The 21,551-nt window shown below is 69.9% G+C and carries 15 protein-coding genes; 3 read left to right on the plus strand and 12 right to left on the minus strand.

Annotated elements, in window-relative coordinates; translation table 11 throughout:
* Positions 1-168 precede the first annotated feature (168 nt).
* Positions 169-1,041 carry a formyltetrahydrofolate deformylase gene (purU, locus tag ACZ7EG_RS25550; RefSeq protein WP_471083243.1) on the plus strand — a complete coding sequence of 291 codons (873 nt, stop codon included), beginning with the start codon at positions 169-171 and terminating at the stop codon, positions 1,039-1,041.
* A gap of 55 nt (positions 1,042-1,096) precedes the next feature.
* Positions 1,097-1,888, plus strand: a complete 792-nt coding sequence (locus tag ACZ7EG_RS25555) for an IclR family transcriptional regulator (RefSeq protein ID WP_471083246.1) — start codon at positions 1,097-1,099, stop codon at positions 1,886-1,888.
* A 99-nt stretch (positions 1,889-1,987) separates the two neighbouring features.
* Here the strand turns inward: ACZ7EG_RS25555 and ACZ7EG_RS25560 are convergent, their stop codons facing one another.
* From ACZ7EG_RS25560 to betA, 11 genes are all read right to left on the minus strand, one after another.
* Entirely contained in the window at positions 1,988-2,593 is a 606-nt protein-coding gene (locus ACZ7EG_RS25560; protein WP_471083249.1) for a sarcosine oxidase subunit gamma, read from the minus strand.
* On the minus strand, positions 2,586-5,828 hold the full coding sequence (locus tag ACZ7EG_RS25565) for a sarcosine oxidase subunit alpha family protein (RefSeq protein WP_471083252.1): 3,243 nt from the start codon (positions 5,826-5,828) through the stop codon (positions 2,586-2,588). The genes ACZ7EG_RS25560 and ACZ7EG_RS25565 overlap by 8 nt, the downstream gene beginning before the upstream one ends.
* 28 nt (positions 5,829-5,856) lie before the next feature.
* Complete coding sequence (locus tag ACZ7EG_RS25570) at positions 5,857-7,089, minus strand: sarcosine oxidase subunit beta family protein (protein ID WP_471083255.1); 1,233 nt, start codon at positions 7,087-7,089, stop codon at positions 5,857-5,859.
* Entirely contained in the window at positions 7,086-8,369 is a 1,284-nt protein-coding gene (glyA, locus tag ACZ7EG_RS25575; RefSeq protein ID WP_471083258.1) for a serine hydroxymethyltransferase, read from the minus strand. The genes ACZ7EG_RS25570 and glyA overlap by 4 nt, the downstream gene beginning before the upstream one ends.
* Entirely contained in the window at positions 8,366-9,226 is an 861-nt protein-coding gene (locus ACZ7EG_RS25580) for a bifunctional methylenetetrahydrofolate dehydrogenase/methenyltetrahydrofolate cyclohydrolase (protein ID WP_471083261.1), read from the minus strand. Before ACZ7EG_RS25580 ends, glyA begins: the two co-directional genes overlap by 4 nt.
* A gap of 93 nt (positions 9,227-9,319) precedes the next feature.
* A complete protein-coding gene (locus tag ACZ7EG_RS25585) occupies positions 9,320-11,758 on the minus strand; it encodes a GcvT family protein (protein ID WP_471083264.1) in 2,439 nt (812 codons plus the stop codon).
* A gap of 227 nt (positions 11,759-11,985) precedes the next feature.
* Positions 11,986-12,948 carry an ABC transporter substrate-binding protein gene (locus ACZ7EG_RS25590; protein WP_471083267.1) on the minus strand — a complete coding sequence of 321 codons (963 nt, stop codon included), beginning with the start codon at positions 12,946-12,948 and terminating at the stop codon, positions 11,986-11,988.
* 13 nt (positions 12,949-12,961) lie between these two features.
* Positions 12,962-14,971 carry an ABC transporter permease gene (locus ACZ7EG_RS25595; protein WP_471083269.1) on the minus strand — a complete coding sequence of 670 codons (2,010 nt, stop codon included), beginning with the start codon at positions 14,969-14,971 and terminating at the stop codon, positions 12,962-12,964.
* On the minus strand, positions 14,971-16,059 hold the full coding sequence (locus tag ACZ7EG_RS25600; protein WP_471083272.1) for a quaternary amine ABC transporter ATP-binding protein: 1,089 nt from the start codon (positions 16,057-16,059) through the stop codon (positions 14,971-14,973). The genes ACZ7EG_RS25595 and ACZ7EG_RS25600 overlap by 1 nt, the downstream gene beginning before the upstream one ends.
* 20 nt (positions 16,060-16,079) lie before the next feature.
* A complete protein-coding gene (locus ACZ7EG_RS25605; RefSeq protein WP_471083275.1) occupies positions 16,080-17,549 on the minus strand; it encodes an aldehyde dehydrogenase family protein in 1,470 nt (489 codons plus the stop codon).
* A gap of 196 nt (positions 17,550-17,745) precedes the next feature.
* Positions 17,746-19,407 (minus strand): choline dehydrogenase, encoded by a 1,662-nt coding sequence (gene betA, locus ACZ7EG_RS25610; protein WP_471083278.1) that lies wholly within the window; start codon positions 19,405-19,407, stop codon positions 17,746-17,748.
* Between the two features lie 208 nt (positions 19,408-19,615).
* Here betA and ACZ7EG_RS25615 point away from each other — a divergent pair, with 208 nt between their 5' ends.
* Complete coding sequence (locus ACZ7EG_RS25615; protein WP_362043538.1) at positions 19,616-20,362, plus strand: IclR family transcriptional regulator; 747 nt, start codon at positions 19,616-19,618, stop codon at positions 20,360-20,362.
* Positions 20,363-20,420: 58 nt separating this feature from the next.
* On the opposite strand, the gene ACZ7EG_RS25620 is transcribed toward ACZ7EG_RS25615, so the two are convergent.
* Positions 20,421-21,551 carry an aromatic ring-hydroxylating oxygenase subunit alpha gene (locus ACZ7EG_RS25620; protein WP_471083281.1) on the minus strand — a complete coding sequence of 377 codons (1,131 nt, stop codon included), beginning with the start codon at positions 21,549-21,551 and terminating at the stop codon, positions 20,421-20,423.

Consider the following 21,551-nt stretch of genomic DNA (forward strand, 5'->3'; position numbering starts at 1 on the left):
CGGTCGGGCGGTAGTTGCCTCATGCGCAACGAGCCTCTTGCTACGCAACTCACAGTGCAGTCCACCCGAGGCACTGTCAAGACCTTGACCACGGACCGCCGCAGCCGGGACCATGTTGCGTATAAGTCCCGCTGTTGCGCAATACGCACTTCCCTCAGGGAGGGCTCAGTGTCTCTTGGACCCACTACCGGCCGCGAGTTCGTCCTCACCCTGTCGTGCCCCGACCGCTCGGGCCTGGTCCACGCCGTCACCGGCTTCCTCGTCCGGCACTCCGGGAACATCCAGGAGAGCCAGCAGTTCGACGACCGGCTCAAGGACCGCTTCTTCATGCGGGTGCACTTCGACGTCACGGACCCGGGCATGTCGCTGGAGGACCTGAAGTCCGGATTCGCCCCGGTGGCGGAGGCGTACCGGATCTCCTGGCAGCTGTGCGAGGCGTCGACCCCGACGCGCACGCTGATCATGGTGTCGAAGTTCGGGCACTGCCTGAACGACCTGCTCTTCCGCTGCCGTACCGGCGCCCTGAACATCGAGGTGCCGGCGATCGTCTCCAACCACCGGGACTTCGAGCCGCTCGCCGAGAGCTACGGGATTCCGTTCCACCACGTGCCCGTGACCCGGGAGACGAAGCCCGAGGCGGAGGCGCGGCTGCTGGAGCTCGTCGAGGAGCTGGACATCGACCTGGTGGTCCTCGCCCGCTACATGCAGATCCTGTCGAACGATCTGTGCAAGCAGCTCGAAGGCCGGGCGATCAACATCCACCACTCCTTCCTGCCGAGCTTCAAAGGCGCCCGGCCCTACGTCCAGGCGCACGAGCGCGGCGTCAAGCTCGTCGGAGCGACGGCCCACTACGTCACCCCGGATCTCGACGAAGGGCCCATCATCGAGCAGGACGTCGTCCGTGTGAGCCACTCACAGGGACCGGACAGCCTGGTCGCCCTGGGGCGCGACGTCGAAGCGCAGGTCCTGGCGCGGGCGGTGGAATGGCACAGCCAGAGCCGCATCATGGTCAACGACAACCGGACGGTCGTCTTCCGTTGAGGAAATCGGCCTCCACCCCTCACACCCAGTTGACCAACTCACCTAGGGTTTCGCCATGAGCAACCACCGTGCCGAGTCCGCAGGCGCTCCGAGTGGCGGAGTGCAGTCCGTTGACCGTGCTGTCGCCGTGCTGGAGATCCTCGCTCAGCACGGCGAGGCGGGCGTGAGTGAGGTGGCCGCGGCGATCGACGTCCACAAGTCCACCGCTTTCCGTCTGCTCGGCGCGCTGGAAGCGCACGGGATGGTCGAGCAGGAGAGCGAGCGCGGAAAGTACCGTCTCGGCTTCGGAGTCGTGCGTCTGGCCGGCGCCGTGACGGGCCGTATTGCCGTCACCCGGCTCGGACGGGGCATCTGCGAGCGTCTCGTCGACGACGTGGGCGAGACGATGAACATCGCCGTGCTCGAGTCCCACCACGCGATCAACCTCTACCAGGTGCGCAGCACCTCGGCCATCGCCGCGCAGAACTGGGTGGGACGGCAGACACCGCTGCACTGCACGTCGAGCGGCAAGATCCTCCTCGCCCACCTCGACCGCGAGGACCGCGACGAGCTCCTGGCCGAGACCGGCCTGCCTCGCCTGACGCCGCGCACGGTGACCTCCAGGAAGGAGCTGGAGGCGGACCTCGCCCAGGCCCGTGAGCAGGGCTACGCGATCACGATGGAGGAATACGAGGAGGGCCTCAACGCCCTGTCCGCACCCGTGCGTTCCGACGAGGGCAAGGTCGTCGCCGCCCTCAGCGCGTCGGGGCCCGCCTTCCGGATGACCGAGGGGCGGATGCACGAACTGGCAGAGGTGCTCGTCGCGGGAGCGGACGAGCTCAGCCGCCGTCTCGGCTACCCGGGCTGAGGCTCGGCCGGGTAGCCGGCCCGGACAGGACTCGCACACCAAACGGCGGGAGGCGAACCGGGTACCGGTTCGCCTCCCGCCGCTTTCGTGCTGTCCGTGTCAGCCCGTCCATTCCACGGCAGCGTCCAGCAGCCAGTCCGTCAGATAGCCGGCGAAGGAGGAGCGGACCAGCACCCAGAACCCGGCCCTCGGGTCCTCGCGGGCCACCAGGAGGACCTGGGTGCGGCCCAGGGTGGTCTGGGCGCAGCGGCCCGGGCCGAAGACGCGGGGGTGCAGGTCGAGCGAGCAGCCGTGGGCCAGCAGGTCGTGGGCACGGGGGCCGGCGACGAGGAGCGTGGTGCGCTGAGCCGAGACGTCGACGAGGGACACGGGCTCGTCACCGGCGGCCTCACGGATCCGGTTCTCCAGTCCGTGCCGGCCGCCCGGCGGTCCGACCACGAGCCACTCGTCGGGGCCGAGCCACAGCGCGGTCAGCTCCCCGGCGCGGACGACGGTGCCGGGCTCGACGGGCAGTTGCAGGCCCAGCGCCAGCTCCACGGCGTCCGCTGCCGCCCCCTTGGGGTCGAGGCGTACGTTGATCTGGGTCAGGAAGGGGAGCTCCGCGAGCCTGACGGCGCCCCCGGAGGTGCGGGTCGCGGCGGCCAGCCGGCCCGCGGCGTGCGACAGGGGGCTGCGGAGCGGGGCGGGAAGGGCGGTGTCAGCCATCGCGGCGGGCTCCCTCGGGGTCGTAGAGGACGGGGCTCGTGACGGTCACCGGGACCAGCCGGTCGCCCACGGGGGCGTAGAGACGCTCACCGATGCGCTCGCGTCCGCCCTTGACCAGCGCGAGCGCGAAGGTCCGGCCGAGGGCCGCGCTGCGGTAGCTGGACGTGACGTGGCCGAGCATCGGGACGGGAGGCTCGGGCAGCACGCTGCCGGCGACCAGGTGGGTGCCCTCGGGAAGGAACGTGCCCGGGTCCTCCGGGAGCAGACCGACCAGGTGCTTGCGGTCGGGGCGGACGGTGTCGGCACGGGCGAAGGAGCGCTTGCCGATGTAGTCGGGCTTCTTCTTCGACACCGCCCAGCTCATGCCGAGATCCTGCGGCGTCACCGTGCCGTCGGTGTCCTGGCCGACGATCGGATAGCCCTTCTCCGCGCGCAGGACGTGCATGGTCTCCGTGCCGTACGGGGTGATGCCGTACGGGGCGCCCGCCTCGTACAGCGCCTCCCACAGGGCGAGGGCCTCCCACGGCGACACATTGATCTCGTAGGCGAGCTCGCCGGAGAAGCTGATCCGGCACACCCGCGCCTCGATGCCCGCGACCCTCGTGTCCCGCCATGCCATGAACGGGAAGTCGTCATTGGCGACGGCCAGTTGCGGCGCGAGTGAGCCGAGCACCTCGCGGGACTTCGGGCCGACCAGTGCGACGGTGGCCCACTGTTCGGTCACGGAGGTGCAGTGGACCTTGAGCTCGGGCCACTCCGTCTGGAGCCACTCCTCCATCCAGTCCAGCACGGTGGCGGCGTTGCCCGTCGTGGTGGTGACCAGGTAGCGGTCCCGGTCGAGGCGGATGACGGTGCCGTCGTCGAACACCATCCCGTCCGGGCGGCACATCACGCCGTAGCGGATCATGCCGACTTTCAGGGTGCTCATCATGTTGGTGTAGAGCAGGTCGAGGAAGACGGCGGCGTCCGGGCCCTGGACGTCGATCTTGCCGAGGGTGGAGGCGTCCATGAAGGCGACGCCCTCGCGGGCGGCGGCGCATTCGCGCAGTACGGCCGTATCCATGTCCTCGCCGTCCCGCGGGTAGTACCAGGGCCGCTTCCACTGGCCGACGTTCTCGAAGAGAGCGCCGTGCGCGACGTGCCACTCGTGCAGGGCGGTCGTGCGGACCGGGTCGCTCAGCACGCCGCGGTCGCGGCCGGCGAGGGCGGCGAAGGAGACCGGGGTGTACGGGGGCCGGAACGTGGTCGTGCCGAGCGCCGAGATGTCCACGCCGAGCAGTTCGGCGACGACGCCACTGGCGAGGACGCCGGAGGTCTTGCCCTGGTCGCCCGCGGTACCGGCCGTGGTGTAGCGCTTGGTGTGCTCGACCGAGCGCATTCCGGCGCCGGTCGCCCGGGCGAGGTCGTCGACGGTGACGTCGCGTTGGAGGTCGACGAACCGCGGGGCGCCTTCCCGGCCGGGGACGGTGAAGACCCGCATGGGCGGCGTCTGCGGCTGTGCCGCCACCTGCGGCAGGCGGGGCGCCTCGGCGGTGTAGCCCTCGGCCTCGATCGCGCGGGCCCCTGCGGCCGCCCCCTGTGCGAGGACTCGGGTGAGGTCGAAGACGCCGCTCACGGCGCCCGCGACCTCGACGGCCTGACGGGAGGTGTCGGGGACGAAGCTGCCGAGCCCCTCGTCGTGGCGGAGCTTGCCGCCCGCCTGGCTGAACAAGTGCGCGACCGGGTTCCAGCCGCCAGAGACCAGGAGCAGGTCGGCGGCGAACTCCCGTCGCCCTGTTGTCTCCCCGTACGGCGCGACGGTCACGGCGGTGAGACGGGGGCCGCCGTCCGTGGCGGTGACGGCGTGGCCCGTCAGCACCTCGATGCCGGCCCGGCGGGTGCGCTCGGCCCACTCCCCCGGCTCGGGACGGGTGTCGACCACGGCCTCGATGGCGACGCCCGCCGCGGCGAGGTCCATGGCCGCCGCGTAGGCGCTGTCGTTGGTGGTGAAGACGACCGCGTGGCGGCCGGGCAGGACGCCGTGGCGGTTGACGTAGGCGCGGGCCGAAGCGGCCAGCATCACGCCGGGCCGGTCGTTGTCCGCGAAGGCCAGCGAGCGTTCGTGGGCGCCGGTGGCGAGGACGACGTGGCGGGCCCGGATGCGGTGGACACGTTCCCGGGAGACCTTTTCGGGGGCTGCGGCGCCGAGGTGGTTGGTGCGGCGCTCGACGGCGAGCAGGTGGTTGTCGTCGTAGTAGCCGAAGACCGTGGTGCGGCGCAGGACACGTACGTCGGGGGCGGCGTCGAGCCGGGCGGTCGTCTCGGTCACCCAGTCGAGGAGTTCGCCGGTGCCGAGGAGGCTGCCGCCGGGTTCCGGCTGGTCGTCGGCGAGGATGACGCGGGCTCCTGAGCGAGCGGCGGCTGCCGCCGCGGCGAGGCCGGCCGGCCCCGCGCCGACGACCAGGAGGTCGCAGTGGGTGTGCACGGCGTCGTAGCGGGCCGGGTCCGGTTCGGTGGCGAGGCGGCCCTGGCCGGGGAGGCTGGTTGCGACGAGGCCGTCGTAGAGCTCGACGGTGGTGGCCGGGAGCATGGGCTCGGGGAACGGTTCCTCGATCTGGATGACCGCGTTGGGTTCCTCGACGCCGGCCGAGAAGATGCCGCGGGGGCGGCCCAGTTTGATGCTGGTGCCGGTCTGGATGACGCCGTTGGCGAGGAGGGCGGAGGCGAGGGTGTCGCCCTTGTAGCCCTGGTACTCGGTGCCGTCGAAGGTGAAGGTGAGGGGTTCGTCGCGGTGGATCCGGCCGCGGGTGGGGTGGCGGAAGGGCTGGGTTGTTTCGCCCCGGCCGCCCCTGCCCGTCCCATCGTGAAGGGGCTCCGCCGCCTCTTCGACCCAACTGAGGGCTGCGCCCCCAGACCCCCCTTCGGCCTGGACGGCCTCGTCCTCGATCGCCGGACGGGCTGAGACGACCGGCCTCGGCTCGGGAGTTGCCGGACGCTCCTCCCCCGCCCGGTACACCGTCAGGATCTCGTTCGTCGACGTGTCCCGTACGGCGTTGAACCAGCGGCGGCAGCCTGCCGCGTGGCTCCAGCGCTCGGCGAAAGGGCCCCTCGGGTTGTCTCGGAAGAAGAGGTAGCGGGCCCACTCCTCGTCGGTGAGGGACGCCGGGTCCTCCGGGTAGGGCACATGGGCCTGGCCGCCGTAGTGGAACTCGGCCTCGTCGCGAGGTCCGCACCACGGGCAGGGGATCAGCAGCATGGATCGGCTCCCAAAGCTTCCAGTGGTCCTAGTGGGCCACCGCGGCCGCGCCGTGCTCGTCGACGAGCGCGCCGGTGGTGAAACGGTCGAGCGAGAAGGGGGCGTTCAGCGGATGCGGTGTGTCGTGGGCGATGGTGTGGGCGTAGACCCAGCCGACGCCCGGAGTCGCCTTGAAACCGCCGGTTCCCCAGCCGCAGTTGAGGTAGAGGTTGTCCACCGGGCTGAGGCCGACGATCGGTGAGGCGTCGGGGCTGACGTCGACGATGCCGCCCCAGGTGCGCAGGACATGGGCGCGGGCGAAGACCGGGAAGAGTTCCAGGGCCGCAGCCATCTGCTCTTCGATGATGTGGAAGGCACCGCGCTGGGTGTAGGAGTTGTACGCGTCGATTCCCGCGCCCATCACCAGCTCGCCCTTGTGCGCCTGGCTGACGTAGACGTGGACCGCGTTGGACATGACGACGGTCGGGTGGACCGGCTCCAGCAGCTCCGAGACCAGCGCCTGCAGGGGGTGGCTCTGGACGGGGAGGTCGACGCCTGCCATGGCGGCCAGGACCGAGGTGTGGCCCGCCGAGCAGAGCGCCACCTTGCCCGCGGCGATCGGGCCCCGGGTGGTCCGGACTCCGACCACCCGGTTGCCGACCACGTCGAGGCCGGTGACCTCGCAGTTCTGGATGATGTCGATGCCGGCGGCGTCGGCGGAGCGGGCCAGGCCCCACGCGACGTGGTCGTGCTTGGCGATGCCCGCGCGCGGCTGGTAGGTGGCGCCCAGGACGGGGTAGCGCACGTCCGGGGAGATGTTGACGATCGGGCAGACGTCCTTGACACCGTCCGCGTCGAGCCACTCGGCGTCCACGCCGTTGAGGCGGTTGGCCTCGACGCGGCGCACACTGTCGCGGACGTCCTGGAGGCTGTGGGCGAGGTTCAGTACGCCGCGCTGGGAGAAGAGGATCGGGTAGTCGAGCTCGTCCGCGAGGCCCTCCCACAGCTTGAGGGCGTGCTCGTAGATGCCGGCGCTCTCGTCCCAGAGGTAGTTGGAGCGGATGATCGTGGTGTTGCGGGCCATGTTGCCGCCCGCCAGCCAGCCCTTCTCCAGCACCGCGACGTTGGTGATGCCGTGGTTCTTCGCCAGGTAGTGGGCGGTGGCCAGGCCGTGTCCGCCGCCGCCCACGACGACGACGTCGTAGGAGCGCTTCGGCTCGGGGTTGCGCCACAGCCGGTCGGGGTGTTCGGGGAGTTCGGCGCCGGGGGTGCGGGGGCTCATCGGGCGTCTCCGTTGTCGGACAGGTGCGGGTAGAGCGGGTGCTTTGCGGCCAGGGCCTCGGTGCGGGCGCGCAGGGCGGCCACGTCCGGCTCCGGCTGGAGGGCGAGGGCGATGACGTCGGCGACCTCGGCGAAGTCCTCCTCGGTGAAGCCGCGGGTGGCCAGTGCCGGTGTGCCGATGCGCAGGCCCGAGGTGACCATGGGCGGGCGCGGGTCGAAGGGCACGGCGTTGCGGTTGACGGTGATGCCGATGTCGTGGAGGAGGTCCTCGGCCTGACGGCCGTCCAGTTCGGAGTCGCGCAGGTCGACCAGGACGAGGTGGACGTCCGTGCCGCCGGTCAGCACCTTGACGCCGGCGGCTGCCGTGTCCGGCCGGGTGAGGCGTTCGGCGAGGATGCGGGACCCCGCGAGGGTGCGGGCCTGGCGTTCGGCGAACTCCGGTGTCGCGGCGACTTTGAACGACACCGCCTTCGCGGCGATGACGTGCTCCAGGGGGCCGCCCTGCATGCCGGGGAACACCGCCGAGTTGATCTTCTTGGCGAGGTCGGCCTCGTTGGTGAGGATGACGCCGCCGCGCGGACCGCCGAGCGTCTTGTGGGTGGTGGTGGTCGTGACGTGGGCGTGCGGTACGGGGCTCGGGTGCAGTCCTGCCGCCACCAGTCCGGCGAAGTGCGCCATGTCGACCATCAGCAGGGCGCCCACCTCGTCGGCGATCCTGCGGAAGGCCGCGAAGTCCAGTTGCCTGGGATACGCCGACCAGCCCGCGATGATCATCTTGGGGCGGTGTTCCTTGGCGAGCCGCTCGACCTCGTCCATGTCGACGAGGTTGTCCGCCTCGGACACGTGGTACGGCACGATGTTGAGCATCTTGCCGCTGTAGTTGATGCGCATGCCGTGGGTGAGGTGCCCGCCGTGCGCGAGGTCGAGGCCGAGGACGGTGTCGCCGGGCTGGAGCAGGGCGAAGAAGACGGCGGTGTTCGCCTGCGCGCCCGAGTGCGGCTGGACGTTGGCGAAGCCGGCGCCGAAGAGGGACTTGACGCGCTCGATGGCCAGCCGCTCGGTGACGTCGACGTGTTCGCAGCCGCCGTAGTAGCGGCGGCCGGGGTAGCCCTCGGCGTACTTGTTGGTCGCGACCGAACCCTGGGCCTCCATCACGGCGGAGGGCGCGAAGTTCTCGGAGGCGATCATCTCCAGGGTGGACTGCTGGCGGTGCAGCTCGGCGCGGAGCGCGGCGTGCACCTCGGGGTCCAGCTCCGCCAGGGGGGTGTTCAGCGCGTTCATACGGCGTTCGCGTTCCTCTCGGCGGCCTCGACGACATTGGCGAGCAACATGGCACGGGTCATGGGGCCCACGCCCCCGGGCATCGGCGCGAGCCATCCGGCGACCTGGGCGGCGTCCGGGTGGATGTCTCCGACCAGGCCCTGGTCGGTGCGGGTGATGCCGACGTCCAGGACGGCGGCGCCGGGGCGCAGCATGTCCCTGGTGATCAGTCCGGGCGAGCCGGCGGCCGCGACGACGATGTCCGCCTCGCGTACGTGCCAGGCCAGGCCCTTGGTTCCGGTGTGGCAGAGGGTGACGGTGGCGTTCTCGGAGCGGCGGGTGAGCAGGAGCCCGATCGGACGTCCGACCGTGATGCCCCGCCCGATCACACACACCCGCGCTCCGGCGAGCGGCACGTCGTGTCGGCGGAGCAGTTCGACGATGCCGCGTGGGGTGCACGGCAGCGGTGCGTCGACGCCGAGGACGAGCCGGCCGAGGTTGACGGGGTGCAGTCCGTCGGCGTCCTTGGCCGGGTCCATGCGCTCCAGGACGGCATTGGCGTCCAAGGGGCGGGGCAGTGGGAGCTGGACGATGTAGCCGGTGCAGGCGGGGTCGGCGTTGAGCTCGTCGATCGTCTCCTCGACCTGCTGCTGGGTGGCGTCGGCGGGCAGCTCCCGACGGATGGAGGCGATCCCGACCTGGGCGCAGTCCCGGTGCTTGCCACCGACGTAGGCGTGGCTGCCGGGGTCGTCACCGACCAGGACGGTGCCCAGTCCCGGCGTACGGCCCGTGGTCGCGGCCAACTTGGCCACACGTTCGGCGAGTTCACCGCGGATGGCGGAGGCAGTGGCCTTGCCGTCGAGGAGTTGTGCAGTCACCTGGAGTGTTCCTTACAACGAGGCTGTGGTGGAACGGGTTCAAGGGGCGCGGGGAACTGCGCGACAAGCCACGACGCAGACGAAGACGAAGACTCAGCCACGAAGTCGGGACATCATCGGATCGAACAAAGGCTCCTCAGCCACTACCGCCTCGACGGACTGATCGAAGTACCCGATGTGCACGACGGTCCCCGGCTCCGCGAGCTCCACAGGCAGCCACGCATACGCGATGCCCTTGCCGATCGTGTAGCCATAAGCCGCACTGGTGACGTACCCCACCGCACAGTCCCCGTCGTACACCGGCTCCTTGCCCATGACGACGGCCTTCGGGTCGTCGATCGTGAGACAGGTCAGCTTCCGCCGGACATCGGCCTTGCGCCGCTCCAACGCCGCCTTCCCGACGAAGTCGTCCTTGTCGAGCTTCACGGCGAAGCCGACACCGGCCTCGTACGGATCGTGTTCGTACGTCATGTCCGTGCCGAAGGAACGGTAGCCCTTCTCCAGCCGGAGACTGTTGAACGCGCCTCGCCCGGCCACGATGCCGCCCAGCGGCTCGGCCGCCCGCCACAGCGTGTCCCACAGCTTCTGCCCCAGGTCAGCGGTGGTGTACAGCTCCCAGCCGAGCTCACCGACGTACGACAGGCGCATCGCGGTGACGGGCACGGAGCCGATGTGGGCGCGCTTGGCTCGGAAGTACTTCAGCCCGGCAGCCGAGAAGTCGGCGTCGGTGAGCGGCTGGAGGACGTCGCGGGCGCGCGGCCCCCACAGGCCGATGCAGCACGTGCCGGGAGTGATGTCGCGGACCTGGACCGTGCCGTCGGCGGGGAGGTGGCGGGTGAACCAGTCGAGGTCCAGGTTGCCGTTGGCGCCGACCTGGAAGAGGCCGGGAGCGAGCCGGGCGACGGTGACGTCGCTGCGGATGCCGCCGTCGTGGTCGAGGAGCAGCGTGTAGGTCACCGAGCCGACGGACTTGGCGACCTTGCCGGTGCACAGCCGCTCCAGGAACTCGCCGGCGCCGCGCCCGCTGACCTCCAGCCGCTTGAGGGCCGTCATGTCGTACAGGGCGACGGTCTCCCGGGTGGTCTGGGCCTCGGCGGCGACGATGGGCGACCAGTACCGCGCGGCCCAGTCGTTGGGGGTGACGATGGAACGGCCCTCGACCAGGTCCGCGTTGGCCTCGTACCACTGGGGCCGCTCCCAGCCGTTCGCCTCCAGGAAGAAGGCGCCCTGCTCCTGCTGACGGGTGTGGAACGGGCTGGTGCGGATGGGGCGCGGGTCCCCCGACGGCTGGAGGGGGTGGAGGATGTCGTAGACCTCGACGAAGTTCTGGCAGTCGCGGGCCAGTACGTACTCCGGCGAGAGCTGGTGCGGTTCAAAGCGGTTGACGTCGCACTCGTGCAGGTCGAACGACGAGCAGTAGCCGTCGACCAGCCACTCGGCCATGGCCCGGCCGACGCCCGCGGAGTGCGTGACCCAGACGGCCTCGGCGACCCAGAAGCCCTTGACGTCCGGGGATTCGCCGAGCAGGGGCAGGCCGTCGGTGGTGAAGGAGAACAGGCCGTTGATGCCTTCCTCGACCTTGGCGTCCTTCGTCGCCGGGAGCAGTGACTGCGTCTCGGTCCAGGCCTCCTCGAAGTCCTCCTCGGTGAACTTCAGGACGGAGGGCATCTCGTCGGACTCGTCCACGGAGAGGATGTCGTCGGCGGAGATGGGCATCGGGCGGTGGCCGTAGTAGCCGATGCCCAGGCCGTCGAAGCGGTCGCGGTAGTAGAGGTCGGCGTCCTGGTGACGCAGGATCGGGCGGACCGCCTCCTGCGTCTGTCCGGCCAGGGCCGGGACGGGGCCCGTCCAGGCGAGCTGGTGGGCGAGCGGGGTGAGCGGGAGATTCATGCCGGCCATGCGGGCGATCTTCGGGCCCCAGATGCCGGCGCAGCACACGACGATGTCGGCGGGGATCTCGCCCTGGTCGGTCAGGACACCGGTCACCTCGCCCTCGGCCTGCCGGACGTCGAGGACTTCGTGGCGGGCGAGGAAGCGGACGCCGCGCTCGGTGGCCCGGCGGATCTGCGCCTCGACGGCGAGGACCGCCTTGGCGAGACCGTCCGTCGGCACGTGAAGGCCGGCGAGGGCCTTGTCCGGGTTGACGAGCGGGTGCAGTGCGACGCACTCCTCGGTGGTCAGCAGCCGGGACTCGATGCCCCAGGAGGCGAGCCAGCCGTGGCGCCGCTGCAGTTCGGTGACGCGCTCCGGGCTGGTGGCCACCTCCAGGCCGCCGACCTGGAGGAAGCAGGGCTGCCCGTCGACGTCGAGGGAGCAGAACTTCTCGACGGTGTAACGGGCCATCTCCGTCATGGTCTTGGAGGGGTTGGTCTGGAAGACCAGGCCCGGGGCGTGCGACGACGAGCCCCCGGTGGCGGGCAGTGGGCCCTGGTCGACCACGGTCACTTCGGTCCAGCCGCGCGCGGAGATCTCATCGGCGAGCGCCGCCCCCACGACGCCCGCTCCGATGATGACCACCCGGGGTCCCGCCATCGCCGCACCTCCGACGTTGAAAGCGATCCAGTTGCTGTCTACGCAACAGGGTTCAGGTTGCGCAACTCAATGTGCCCGTCGCGCATCGGCGTGTCAAGAGGTCCGCGACGCCGGAAAAACCCCCGCAGCCGGCAGGGAGGAAACCGCGCAAAACGACGAGGCCCGGCAGGCTGACGACACAGCCTGCCGGGCCTCTCCGGCCGGACTCACACGGGCGTTCGCCCGCCCTACTTGATCCAGGCGTCGACCTTGTCGCGATTGGCCTCGACCCACTTCTTCGCCGCGGCCTCGGGCGCCATCTTGTCCACCGCGATGTACTTGGCCACGGTGTTCTGGTCCTCGTTCGTCCAGGTGAAGTTCTTCACCAGGTCGTAGGCCGGACTGCCCGACTTGGCGAACTTGGCACTGACGATCTTGTCGAGTTCGTACACGGGGTAGTCGCAGGCGACCTTCTCCGCGTCGGCGTCGCAGCCCTCCTTGTACTCGGGCAGGCCGACCTTCTTCAGCGGCACCTCGGACAGGAACCACTGCGGCTCGTAGAAGTAGCCGATGACCCACTGCTTGTTCTTCTCGGCGTTGCGGTACGCCTGGATGAGCGCGGTCTCGCTGCCCGCGTACACCACCTTGAAGTCCAGCTTGAGGTTCTTGACCAGCGCCTCGTCGTTGGTGACGTACGAGGGGTCGCCGTCGAGGAGCTGGCCCTTGCCGCCCGACTCCGAGGTCTTGAACTTCGACGCGTACTTGTTGAGGTTCTTCCAGTCGGTGATGTCCGGGTGCGCCTTCGCCAGCCACGGCGGCACATACCAGCCGATGAGACCCTTGTTGCCGGTCGGGCCGGCCTCGACGGCCGTCTTCTGATCGGTGATGTACTTCTTCTTCAGGTCGTCGTGGCCCCAGTTCTCCACGACGGCGTCGACCTCGCCCGTCCCGAAGCCCTGCCAGGCGATCTCCTCCTTGAGGTCCTTCTGCTCGACCTTGCAGCCGAGGTCGTTCTCGGCGACGTACGCGAGGACCGCCGCGTTCGCCTCGTAGCCCACCCACGGGTTGATCGCGAGGTTGAAGGTGCCGCACTTGCCCGAGCTGCCCGAGCCGGCCGCGCTGTCGTCGCCGACCTTCGCGCCCCCGCAGGCCGTGAGGGTGAGGCCGAGGACGGCCAGGCCGGCCGCGCCGGCTCTGAAGTGTCGTGCCATGGTGAGGTGCTCCTTATGCTCCGGCGCGGCGAGCCGCTGCCTGAGTGATCCGGTCGAACATGACTCCGAGCAGGACGATGGCGAGTCCGGCCGCCAGTCCCTTCCCGTACAACTGGCCCTGCGAGAACCCGGCCACGACGTCGTAGCCGAGGGCGCCCGCTCCCACCAGACCGCCCACCACGACCATCGACAGCACGTAGATGAGGCCCTGGTTGGTGGCGAGGGTCAGGGCGCCGCGTGACATCGGCAGCTGGACCTTGGTGATGATCTGCCAGGTGTTGCATCCGGTGGACATCGCCGCCTCGACGGTGGTTCCGGGCACGGCCCGCACCCCGTCGGCGATGATCTTGATGGCGACGGGTGCCGCGTAGACGATCGCGGCGACGATCGCCGTGAACCGTGTCGCGCCGAACAGCGCGAGGAACGGCACGAGATAGACGAACGGCGGCATGACCTGGGCCGCGTCCAGGGACGGCCTCAGCAGCCGGTCGACGAGCGCGCTGCGGCCCATCCACACCCCCAGGACGACGCCGAGCAGCATCACGAGCACGGTCGCCACCGCGGTGGACGCCAGGGTCGTCATGGCGTCCGACCACACACCGGTGCCGATGAGCAGACCCACGCACACGGCGGCGGTGACCCCGGCACGCCATCCGCCGAGCACCGTCCCGATCGCGACGAGGGCGGCGCCCACGAGCCACCACGGGGAGTCGGTCAGCAGGGTCTGGAAGGGGTTGAGGAGGCCGTTGGTGAGGAGGTCCCGGAAGGCGTTGGTCAGGCCCGACAGGTTGTCCTGTGCCCAGGTGGTCACATCGGTCGCCGCCCTGGCGATGGTGCTTCCGGTGCTGCCCTCGCCGGGGAACTCGGCCGCCCACAGATACGTGTGCGACAGGTACACCAGGACCAGGGCGGCCACTCCCCCGGCCGCCAGCAGATGCCGCCGCCACTTGAGGAAGGGACTGTCCGAACCCCGTGCCGTGTCCGCGCGTCCACTCGCGGCGGTGGTGACCCGGTCCAGCACGATGGCCATGACGACGATGGCGAGTCCGGCGTTGAACGCCGTGCCGACGTCCAGTGATTGCAGCGCCTGGACGACGGTCGCTCCGAGGCCGGGCGCGTTGATGAGGGCCGCGATGGTCACCATGGCCAGGGCGGCCATGATGGTCTGGTTGACGCCCATCACCACGGTCCGTTTGGACATCGGCAGCAGGACCTTCAGCAGCGCCTGGCGACGCGTCGCACCCATCGAGTCCGCCGCTTCGACGGTGGACTCGGGAACCGAGCGGATGGCGTGGGCGGTGATGCGGATCGCGGGTGGTGCCGCGTATATGGCCGTCGCGATCGTGGCGGAGGCCGGGCCGATCAGGAAGAACAGGGTCAGGGGCGCCAGATAGACGAAGGTGGGCATCGTCTGCATGAAGTCCAGGAACGGCGTCACGATCCGGTTGACACGGTCGGACAGCCCGGCCCACACCCCCAGCGGGAGGGCGAACAACAGCGCCACGCAGACCGCGGAGAGGGTCAGCGCGAGCGTGTCCATGCTCTCCTGCCAGAGTCCCTGCAGGCCGAGGAAGGTGAAGCCGGCGACGGCGAGCAGCGCGACCCGCCAGTTGGCCACGGCCCAGGAGACGTAGCCGACGATGCCCACGACACCGAGCCAGCCGATCTGCGGCACCGGGCGGCCCGGGGTCGGCTGTGAGATCAGCTCCTGGACGAAGGTCACCAGGGTGTCGATGACCAGGCGGATCTCGTTGAAGAAGTAGAGGAAGAGCGGGTTGGAGTTGCGGTTCGCGCCGATGGAGTCGTTGACGTCGTTGAACCACCGGTGCAGGTCGGTCAGATCGGCCGCGGCGAGGGACAGGGTCTGCCTGCCGCGCAGCACGGCGAAGAGGACGAGCCAGAGAACCAGGATCCCGGCGACGATCATCGAGCGGCTGACCGTGGGCGCGCGCCGGGTGGGAGCGGGCGGCTCCTCGCTCCCGGTTCTCTGCGGTCTCTGCGTCTTCTGCACGGCGACGGTCATCACGCGTCGCCTTCCTGCCCGGCGACCACCGCGAGGATCTCCTCGTCACCGACGATGCCGAGCAGCTTGCCGTTCTCGACGACCTTGACCGGCTTCTCGGCCGCGAGCACCGCCCGCGTGGCCTCCTTGACCACGACGTCCGGGCCCAGTTCGGGACCGTCCAGGGGGTCGTCGGGCTCCGCCGGGCGCATGATCCACCGCAGGGTCAGCACGTCGCCGCGGGGCACGTCCCTGACGAAGTCGCGTACGTAGTCGTCCGCTGGGGCGCCGACCAGTTCGTCGCCGGTGCCGCACTGGACCATCCTGCCGTCGCGCATGATGAGGATGCGGTCGCCCAGGCGCAGCGCCTCGGACAGGTCGTGGGTGATGAACACCATCGTCTTGCCGACCTCGTGGTGCAGACGGACGACCTCGTTCTGCATGTCCCGGCGGATCAGCGGGTCGAGCGCCGAGAACGGCTCGTCGAAGAGGAGGACGTCGGGGTCGCCGGCCAGGGCGCGGGCGAGTCCCACGCGCTGCTGCATGCCGCCGGAGAGCTGGTCGGGGTAGGAGCTCTCGTAGCCCGAGAGGCCGACGAGTTCGACGACCTCCAGCGCGCGCTTGGTGCGCTCGGCTCTGCTCATGCCGCGGATCTCCAGTCCGAAGGCCACGTTGTCGACGACCCGGCGGTGCGGCAGCAGCCCGAAGTGCTGGAAGACCATGGAGAACTTGCTGCGGCGCAGCTCGCGCAGGCGGCTGGCGTCCGCGTCGCGGATGTCCTCGCCCTCGAAGAGGATCTCGCCGGCGGTGGGTTCGATGAGCCGGGTCAGACAGCGCACCAGGGTGGACTTGCCGGAGCCGGACAGGCCCATCACGACGAACACCTCGCCGGGCGCGACCTCGAAGTTCACGTCGCGCACGGCGGCCGTGCATCCGGTGCGGTCCATCAGTTCGCGGCGGGTGAGTGCGCGCAGTTCCTCGGAGCCGGGCACCTGGGCCGCCTTCGGCCCGAACACCTTCCACAGTTCGCGCACGGAGATGACGGGGGTGGGTGCCGAGTCCTGGGGGGTGTCGGGCCGCCGCGGCGCCTCGGTCGTTGCTGGGGTCATGTTCGACCTCTTTTCGGCGTTCAGCCGCGGAACCAGTGCTGCGGCCGGGGTTGGATGTTCTGCCAGATGTGTTTGGGCTCGCGGTACTCGTCCAAGCCGGTCGGACCCAGCTCCCGGCCCACGCCGGAGTGCCCGAACCCACCCCATTCCGCCTGCGGCACATAGGGGTGGTAGTCGTTGATCCACACCGTGCCGTGGCGCAGCCGGCGGGCTACCCGCTGGGCTTTGCCGGCGTCCTGCGTCCAGACGGCGCCGGCGAGTCCGTACTCGGTGTCGTTGGCGATGCGTACCGCGTCGTCCTCGCCGGTGAAGCGCTCCACGGTGAGGACGGGCCCGAAGGATTCCTCGTGCACCACGCGCATGTCCTGGCCGCATGCGTCGAGCACGGTCGGCGGGTAGTAGTGGCCACCGGCCAGGGCCGGGCCGCCCGGGCGTTCGCCGCCGCAGCGCAGGACGGCGCCCTCCGCGAGTCCGGCCGCGACGTACGCCTCGACCTTCGCCAGGTGCTGGGCGGAGATCAGCGGCCCGGTGTCGGCCTGCGGGTCGAAGGGGCCGCCGAGGCGGATCCGCCGGGCACGGCGGACCACCTCGTCGACGAACCGGTCGTGCAGCGCGTCCTCGACGATCAGCCGGGCGCCGGCCGAGCAGACCTGTCCCGAGTGCAGGAAGACGGCCGTGAGCGCGAAGTCCACGGCCGTCTCGAAGTCGGCGTCGGCGAAGACGACATTGGGGTTCTTGCCGCCGAGCTCCAGCGCGACCTTCTTCACGGTCGCGGCGGCGGTGGCCATGATGCGTCTTCCGGTGTCCAGGCCGCCGGTGAAGGAGACCATGTCGACGGCGGGTTCCTCGGCGAGCGGTGCTCCCACGTCGGGCCCGGTTCCCAGGACGAGGTTGGCGGCGCCGTCCGGAAGTCCGGCCTCCGCCAGGGCCTTCATCAGCAGGATCGAGGTGGAGGGGGTGAGTTCGCTGGGCTTGAGGACGATGGTGTTGCCGGCGAGGAGTGCCGGGGCGACCTTCCAGCTCGCCTGCAGCAGCGGGTAGTTCCAGGGGGTGATCAGCGCGCACACGCCGATCGGCTCGTACACGACGCGGCTGACGGCGTCGTCACGACCGGTGTCGATCACCCGGCCGGCGTCGGTTCCGCCGAGTCCTCCGTAGTAGCGGAAGCAGGACACGACGTCGGCGATGTCGTACTCGCTCTCCACGAGCCGCTTGCCGGTGTCCAGGGATTCGGCGCGGGCGAACGCGTGAGCGTCACGTTCCAGGATGTCGGCGGTGCGCAGCAGGAGTGCGCCGCGCTCGCGCTCGGGGGTGCGCGGCCAGGGCCCTTCGTCGAAGGCCCGGCGGGCCGCGGCGATGGCCGCCTCGGCGTCCGGGCGGGTGCCTTCGGACACGGTCACGGAGAGTGTGCCGTCTGCGGGGCAGCGGATGTCCCGGTGGCCTCCGGCCACGGGATCCCGCCATGTGCCGTCCACGTACAGGTCTGCCACGTCGGGGCCCTTCGAGCGAATAGCGTTGCGCATCACGCACCGCATTGCTTGTGGTGGAACACTCTGGAGAAGGTGGGAACCCACGTCAAGGGGTTGGCCGATGACGGTTTCGCCAAGGAGGCAGCCCTGGGAACCCGACGCCGACCAGCCTGGAACGCCAGGTTTCCGGGCCGGTCGGCTGTCTGAAAACTGTGGGTTACGCGGGTGCTTCGCGGTGCCGGTAGTACGTGGCGCCGGACGGCGGCAGCGGCTCCTTGCCGAGGATGAGGTCGGCCGCCTTCTCCGCGATCATCATCACCGGCGCGTAGATGTTGCCGTTGGTGATGTAAGGCATCACGGACGCGTCGACGACCCTCAGTCCCTCCACGCCGTGCACGCGCAGATCTGCCGGGTCCACGACGGACATCTCGTCGGTGCCCATCTTGCAGGTACAGGACGGATGCAGCGCGGTCTCGGCGTCCTTGGCGACCCAGGCGAGGATCTCCTCGTCGGTCTCCACGCCCGGGCCGGGTGAGATCTCCCCGGCGTTGTACGGGGCCATCGCGGGCTGGTTGAGCAGCCTGCGGGCGACCCTGACGGCCTCGACCCACTCGCGGCGGTCCTGCTCGGTGGAGAGGTAGTTGAAGCGCAGCGCCGGGTGCTCGGCAGGGTTCTTGCTCTTGATCTTCACCGAACCGATGGCGTCGGAGTACATGGGCCCGACGTGCACCTGGTAGCCGTGTCCGCCGGCGGGCACGGAGCCGTCGTAGCGGACCGCGATGGGCAGGAAGTGGAACATCAGGTTGGGGTAGTCCACGTCGTCGTTGCCGCGGACGAAGCCGCCCGCCTCGAAGTGGTTGGTCGCGGCCGGTCCCGTACGGAAGAGCCACTGCAGGCCGATGAAGGGGGCACGCCACTTCGCGAGGTAGGGCTGCATGGAGACGGGCTGCTTGCAGCCGTACTGGATGTACACCTCCAGGTGGTCCTGGAGGTTCTCGCCGACGCCCGGCAGATCGTGTACGACGTCCACGCCGAGCGCCGCGAGCTCCTTGGCGTTGCCGACGCCGGATAGCTGGAGGAGTTGCGGAGAGTTGATGGCGCCTCCGCAGAGGATCACCTCACCGGCCCGCACCTGCTGGGGCCCGCCGCGGCCGCGCCGGTACTCGACGCCGACGGCCCGCATGCCCTCGAAGAGGACGCGGGTGACCAGGGCACGCGTGGTGACGGTGAGGTTGGGCCGCTTGCGCACGGGCTTGAGGTACGCCTTCGCGGCCGACAGCCGGCGCCCGCGGTGGACATTGCGGTCGAACCTGGCGAAACCTTCCTGCCGATAGCCGTTCACGTCGCTGGTGGGAGCGTGCCCGGCCTCTTCGGTGGCCTTGAGGAAGGCCTCGAAGAGCGGGTTGGTCCCCGGGCCCCGTTCGAGGACGAGGGGGCCGTCGTGGCCGCGGAACTCGTCGTCCGGGTCGGCGGCCAGGCAGTTCTCCATCCGCCGGAAGTACGGCAGGCAGTGCGCGTAGTCCCAGTTCTCCATGCCGGGATCGGCCGCCCAGCGCTCGTAGTCCATGGGGTTGCCGCGCTGGAAGATCATGCCGTTGATGCTGCTGGAACCGCCCAGGACCTTGCCCCGTGCGTGGTAGACGCGCCGGCCGCCCATGTGGGGCTCGGGTTCGGACTCGTACTTCCAGTCGTAGAAGCGGCTGCCGATCGGGTAGGTCAGCGCCGCGGGCATGTGGATGAACACGTCCCATGGGTAGTCGGGTCTGCCCGCTTCCAGGACCAGTACCCGGTTGCCGGGATCCGCGGAGAGCCGGTTGGCCAGTGCACTGCCGGCCGATCCACCACCGACGATGACGAAGTCGTACTGCAGGTCAGCCATGAGGCCTCGTCTCGCTCGCGCCGTAGAGAATGCGCGGCATGCTAGTACCGGTATCTCTATGCGCACCAGGTTGCGGACAACGCAACTTCAGATTTTCCGCTCCAGGCCCGTGACCTGCACCGCTGTCGGCTAAGTTAATCACCCGTATAGTTGCGCTGTGAGCAACTACCATCCAGATACCGAAACGACAAGTGCGCCGACCGGCGGGGTGCAGTCGGTCGACCGGGCCATCACCGTGCTGGAGATCCTGGCCCGGCGCGGCGAGGCCGGCGTCAGCGAGGTGGCCGCCGAGATCGACGTCCACAAGTCCACCGCGTTCCGGCTGCTGGGCGCCCTGGAAGTGCGCGGCCTGGTGGAACAGGCGGGCGAGCGCGGCAAGTACCGCCTCGGTTTCGGCATCGTCCGTCTCGCCGGCGCGGTCACCGGACGTATCGACATCACCCAGCAGAGCCGCCCGGTCTGCGAGCGTCTCGCGGAGGAGATCGGTGAGACCGTGAACCTCGCCGTGATGCAGGAGAAGTACGCGATCAACCTGTACCAGGTGCGCGGTCCGGGTGCCGTCACGGCGTTCAACTGGGTCGGCCAGCTGACGCCACTGCACGCCACGTCCAGCGGCAAGATCCTGCTGGCTCACATGCCGGCGAAGGAGCGGGCCGCGCTGCTGTCTGACGCGGGCCTGAAGAAGATGACGCCGCGCACCCTGACCGCGAAGACGAAGCTGGAGAAGAACCTCGCCGAGGCGCTGGAGCGCGGCTACTCCTGGACGCTGGAGGAGTTCGAGGCGGGACTGCACGCCATGGCCGCCCCGGTCCGCAACCGGGACGGAGAGGTCATCGCGGCGCTCAGCGCCTCAGGGCCGGCGTACAGGCTCACCGAGGACCGTATTCACGACCTCGCTCCGGTGCTGGTCAAGGGCGCGGACGAGATCAGTCATCGGATGGGATACCTGGGCTGAGCCCGCCGCGCCGCCTGCGCCGGCCGCCCCGCACACGGGGGCCGGGCCGGAGCCGCCCCTAGTGCGGTCGCCCCGCGCCCAGACGCTCCTGGACGAAGGTGTGGAACTCGCCGATGTGGTGCTCGCTGGGCACGAGGACCCCGCCCTTGGCGTACAGCCGGGAGCTCATCGCGGGCTGGCAGCGCTCGCACGCGTCGAAGTCCTGCCGGTTGACCCGGTCGAAGAGCTCCACCGACCGGCTGACGTCCTTGCCGCTCTCGACGACGTGCTTGAGGTAGAGCCAGTCGCACTCGACGATGGTGCGGTCCGCGGCGACCGGATACATCCGGTGGAAGATCACGTGGTCGGGCACGAGGTTGATGAACACCTGCGGCCGGACGGTGATCGCGTAGTAGCGGCGGTCCTGGTCCTCGGTGACGCCCGGAATGCGGTCGAGGCCCTCCGAACCGTCGACGGTGAAGCCCTTGACGCCGGAGCCGAACTCCGCGCCGTGCCCCACGTAGTACTGGGCGGCGTAGCCGTCGGCGAACTCGGGGAGCACCTCGGTGAGTTCGGGGTGGATCGTCGCGCAGTGGTAGCACTCCATGAAGTTCTCGACGATGAGCTTCCAGTTCGCCCGGACGTCGTAGGCGATCCGTCTGCCGACCTCGAGGTCCTCGATGCCGTAGTGCTCGATCGACTCCGTGTCGCCGAGACGCGCGACCACGTCCTGCACGACATCGTCGAAGGGGGGCGGGTCCTCGGCGAGACACACCCACACGTAGCCGAGCCATTCGCGCGTCGCCACGGCTGCCAGGCCGTACTCGGTGCGGCCGACGTCGGGCATCTTGGTGAGGTTGGGCGCCGCGACGAGTTTGCCCGTCAGGTCGTACGTCCAGGCGTGGTAGGGGCATTGGAAGGCACGCTTGACCTCGCCGCTCTCCGCCGTGCAGAGCCTGGCTCCGCGGTGCCGGCAGACGTTGAAGAAGGCGCGTACGGACTGGTCGCGTGCACGGGTGAGGAGGATGTTCTCCCGCCCGACCTGGACGGTCCGGAACACGCCGGGGCCGGCGAGGTCGGCGGAGCGCACCGCGCAGAACCACATCGCCTCGAAGATGTGTTCCTGCTCCTGGGCGAAGATGCCGGGGTCCGTGTAGGCGGAGCCCGGCAGGGTGGCGATGAGACTTTCCGGCAGGCCGGTCGAGGTCAC

Source organism: Streptomyces sp. NPDC037100 (genome assembly GCF_055606225.1).

What these genes read in the sequence shown, in the direction of transcription:
- ACZ7EG_RS25555 (WP_471083246.1), top strand. Translation starts at nt 1,097, where the DNA reads ATGAGCAACCACCGTGCCGAGTCCGCAGGCGCTCCGAGTGGCGGAGTG.
- ACZ7EG_RS25560 (WP_471083249.1), bottom strand. Translation starts at nt 2,593, where the DNA reads ATGGCTGACACCGCCCTTCCCGCCCCGCTCCGCAGCCCCCTGTCGCAC.
- ACZ7EG_RS25565 (WP_471083252.1), bottom strand. Translation starts at nt 5,828, where the DNA reads ATGCTGCTGATCCCCTGCCCGTGGTGCGGACCTCGCGACGAGGCCGAG.
- ACZ7EG_RS25570 (WP_471083255.1), bottom strand. Translation starts at nt 7,089, where the DNA reads ATGAGCCCCCGCACCCCCGGCGCCGAACTCCCCGAACACCCCGACCGG.
- glyA (WP_471083258.1), bottom strand. Translation starts at nt 8,369, where the DNA reads ATGAACGCGCTGAACACCCCCCTGGCGGAGCTGGACCCCGAGGTGCAC.
- ACZ7EG_RS25585 (WP_471083264.1), bottom strand. Translation starts at nt 11,758, where the DNA reads ATGGCGGGACCCCGGGTGGTCATCATCGGAGCGGGCGTCGTGGGGGCG.
- ACZ7EG_RS25590 (WP_471083267.1), bottom strand. Translation starts at nt 12,948, where the DNA reads ATGGCACGACACTTCAGAGCCGGCGCGGCCGGCCTGGCCGTCCTCGGC.
- ACZ7EG_RS25595 (WP_471083269.1), bottom strand. Translation starts at nt 14,971, where the DNA reads ATGACCGTCGCCGTGCAGAAGACGCAGAGACCGCAGAGAACCGGGAGC.
- ACZ7EG_RS25600 (WP_471083272.1), bottom strand. Translation starts at nt 16,059, where the DNA reads ATGACCCCAGCAACGACCGAGGCGCCGCGGCGGCCCGACACCCCCCAG.
- betA (WP_471083278.1), bottom strand. Translation starts at nt 19,407, where the DNA reads ATGGCTGACCTGCAGTACGACTTCGTCATCGTCGGTGGTGGATCGGCC.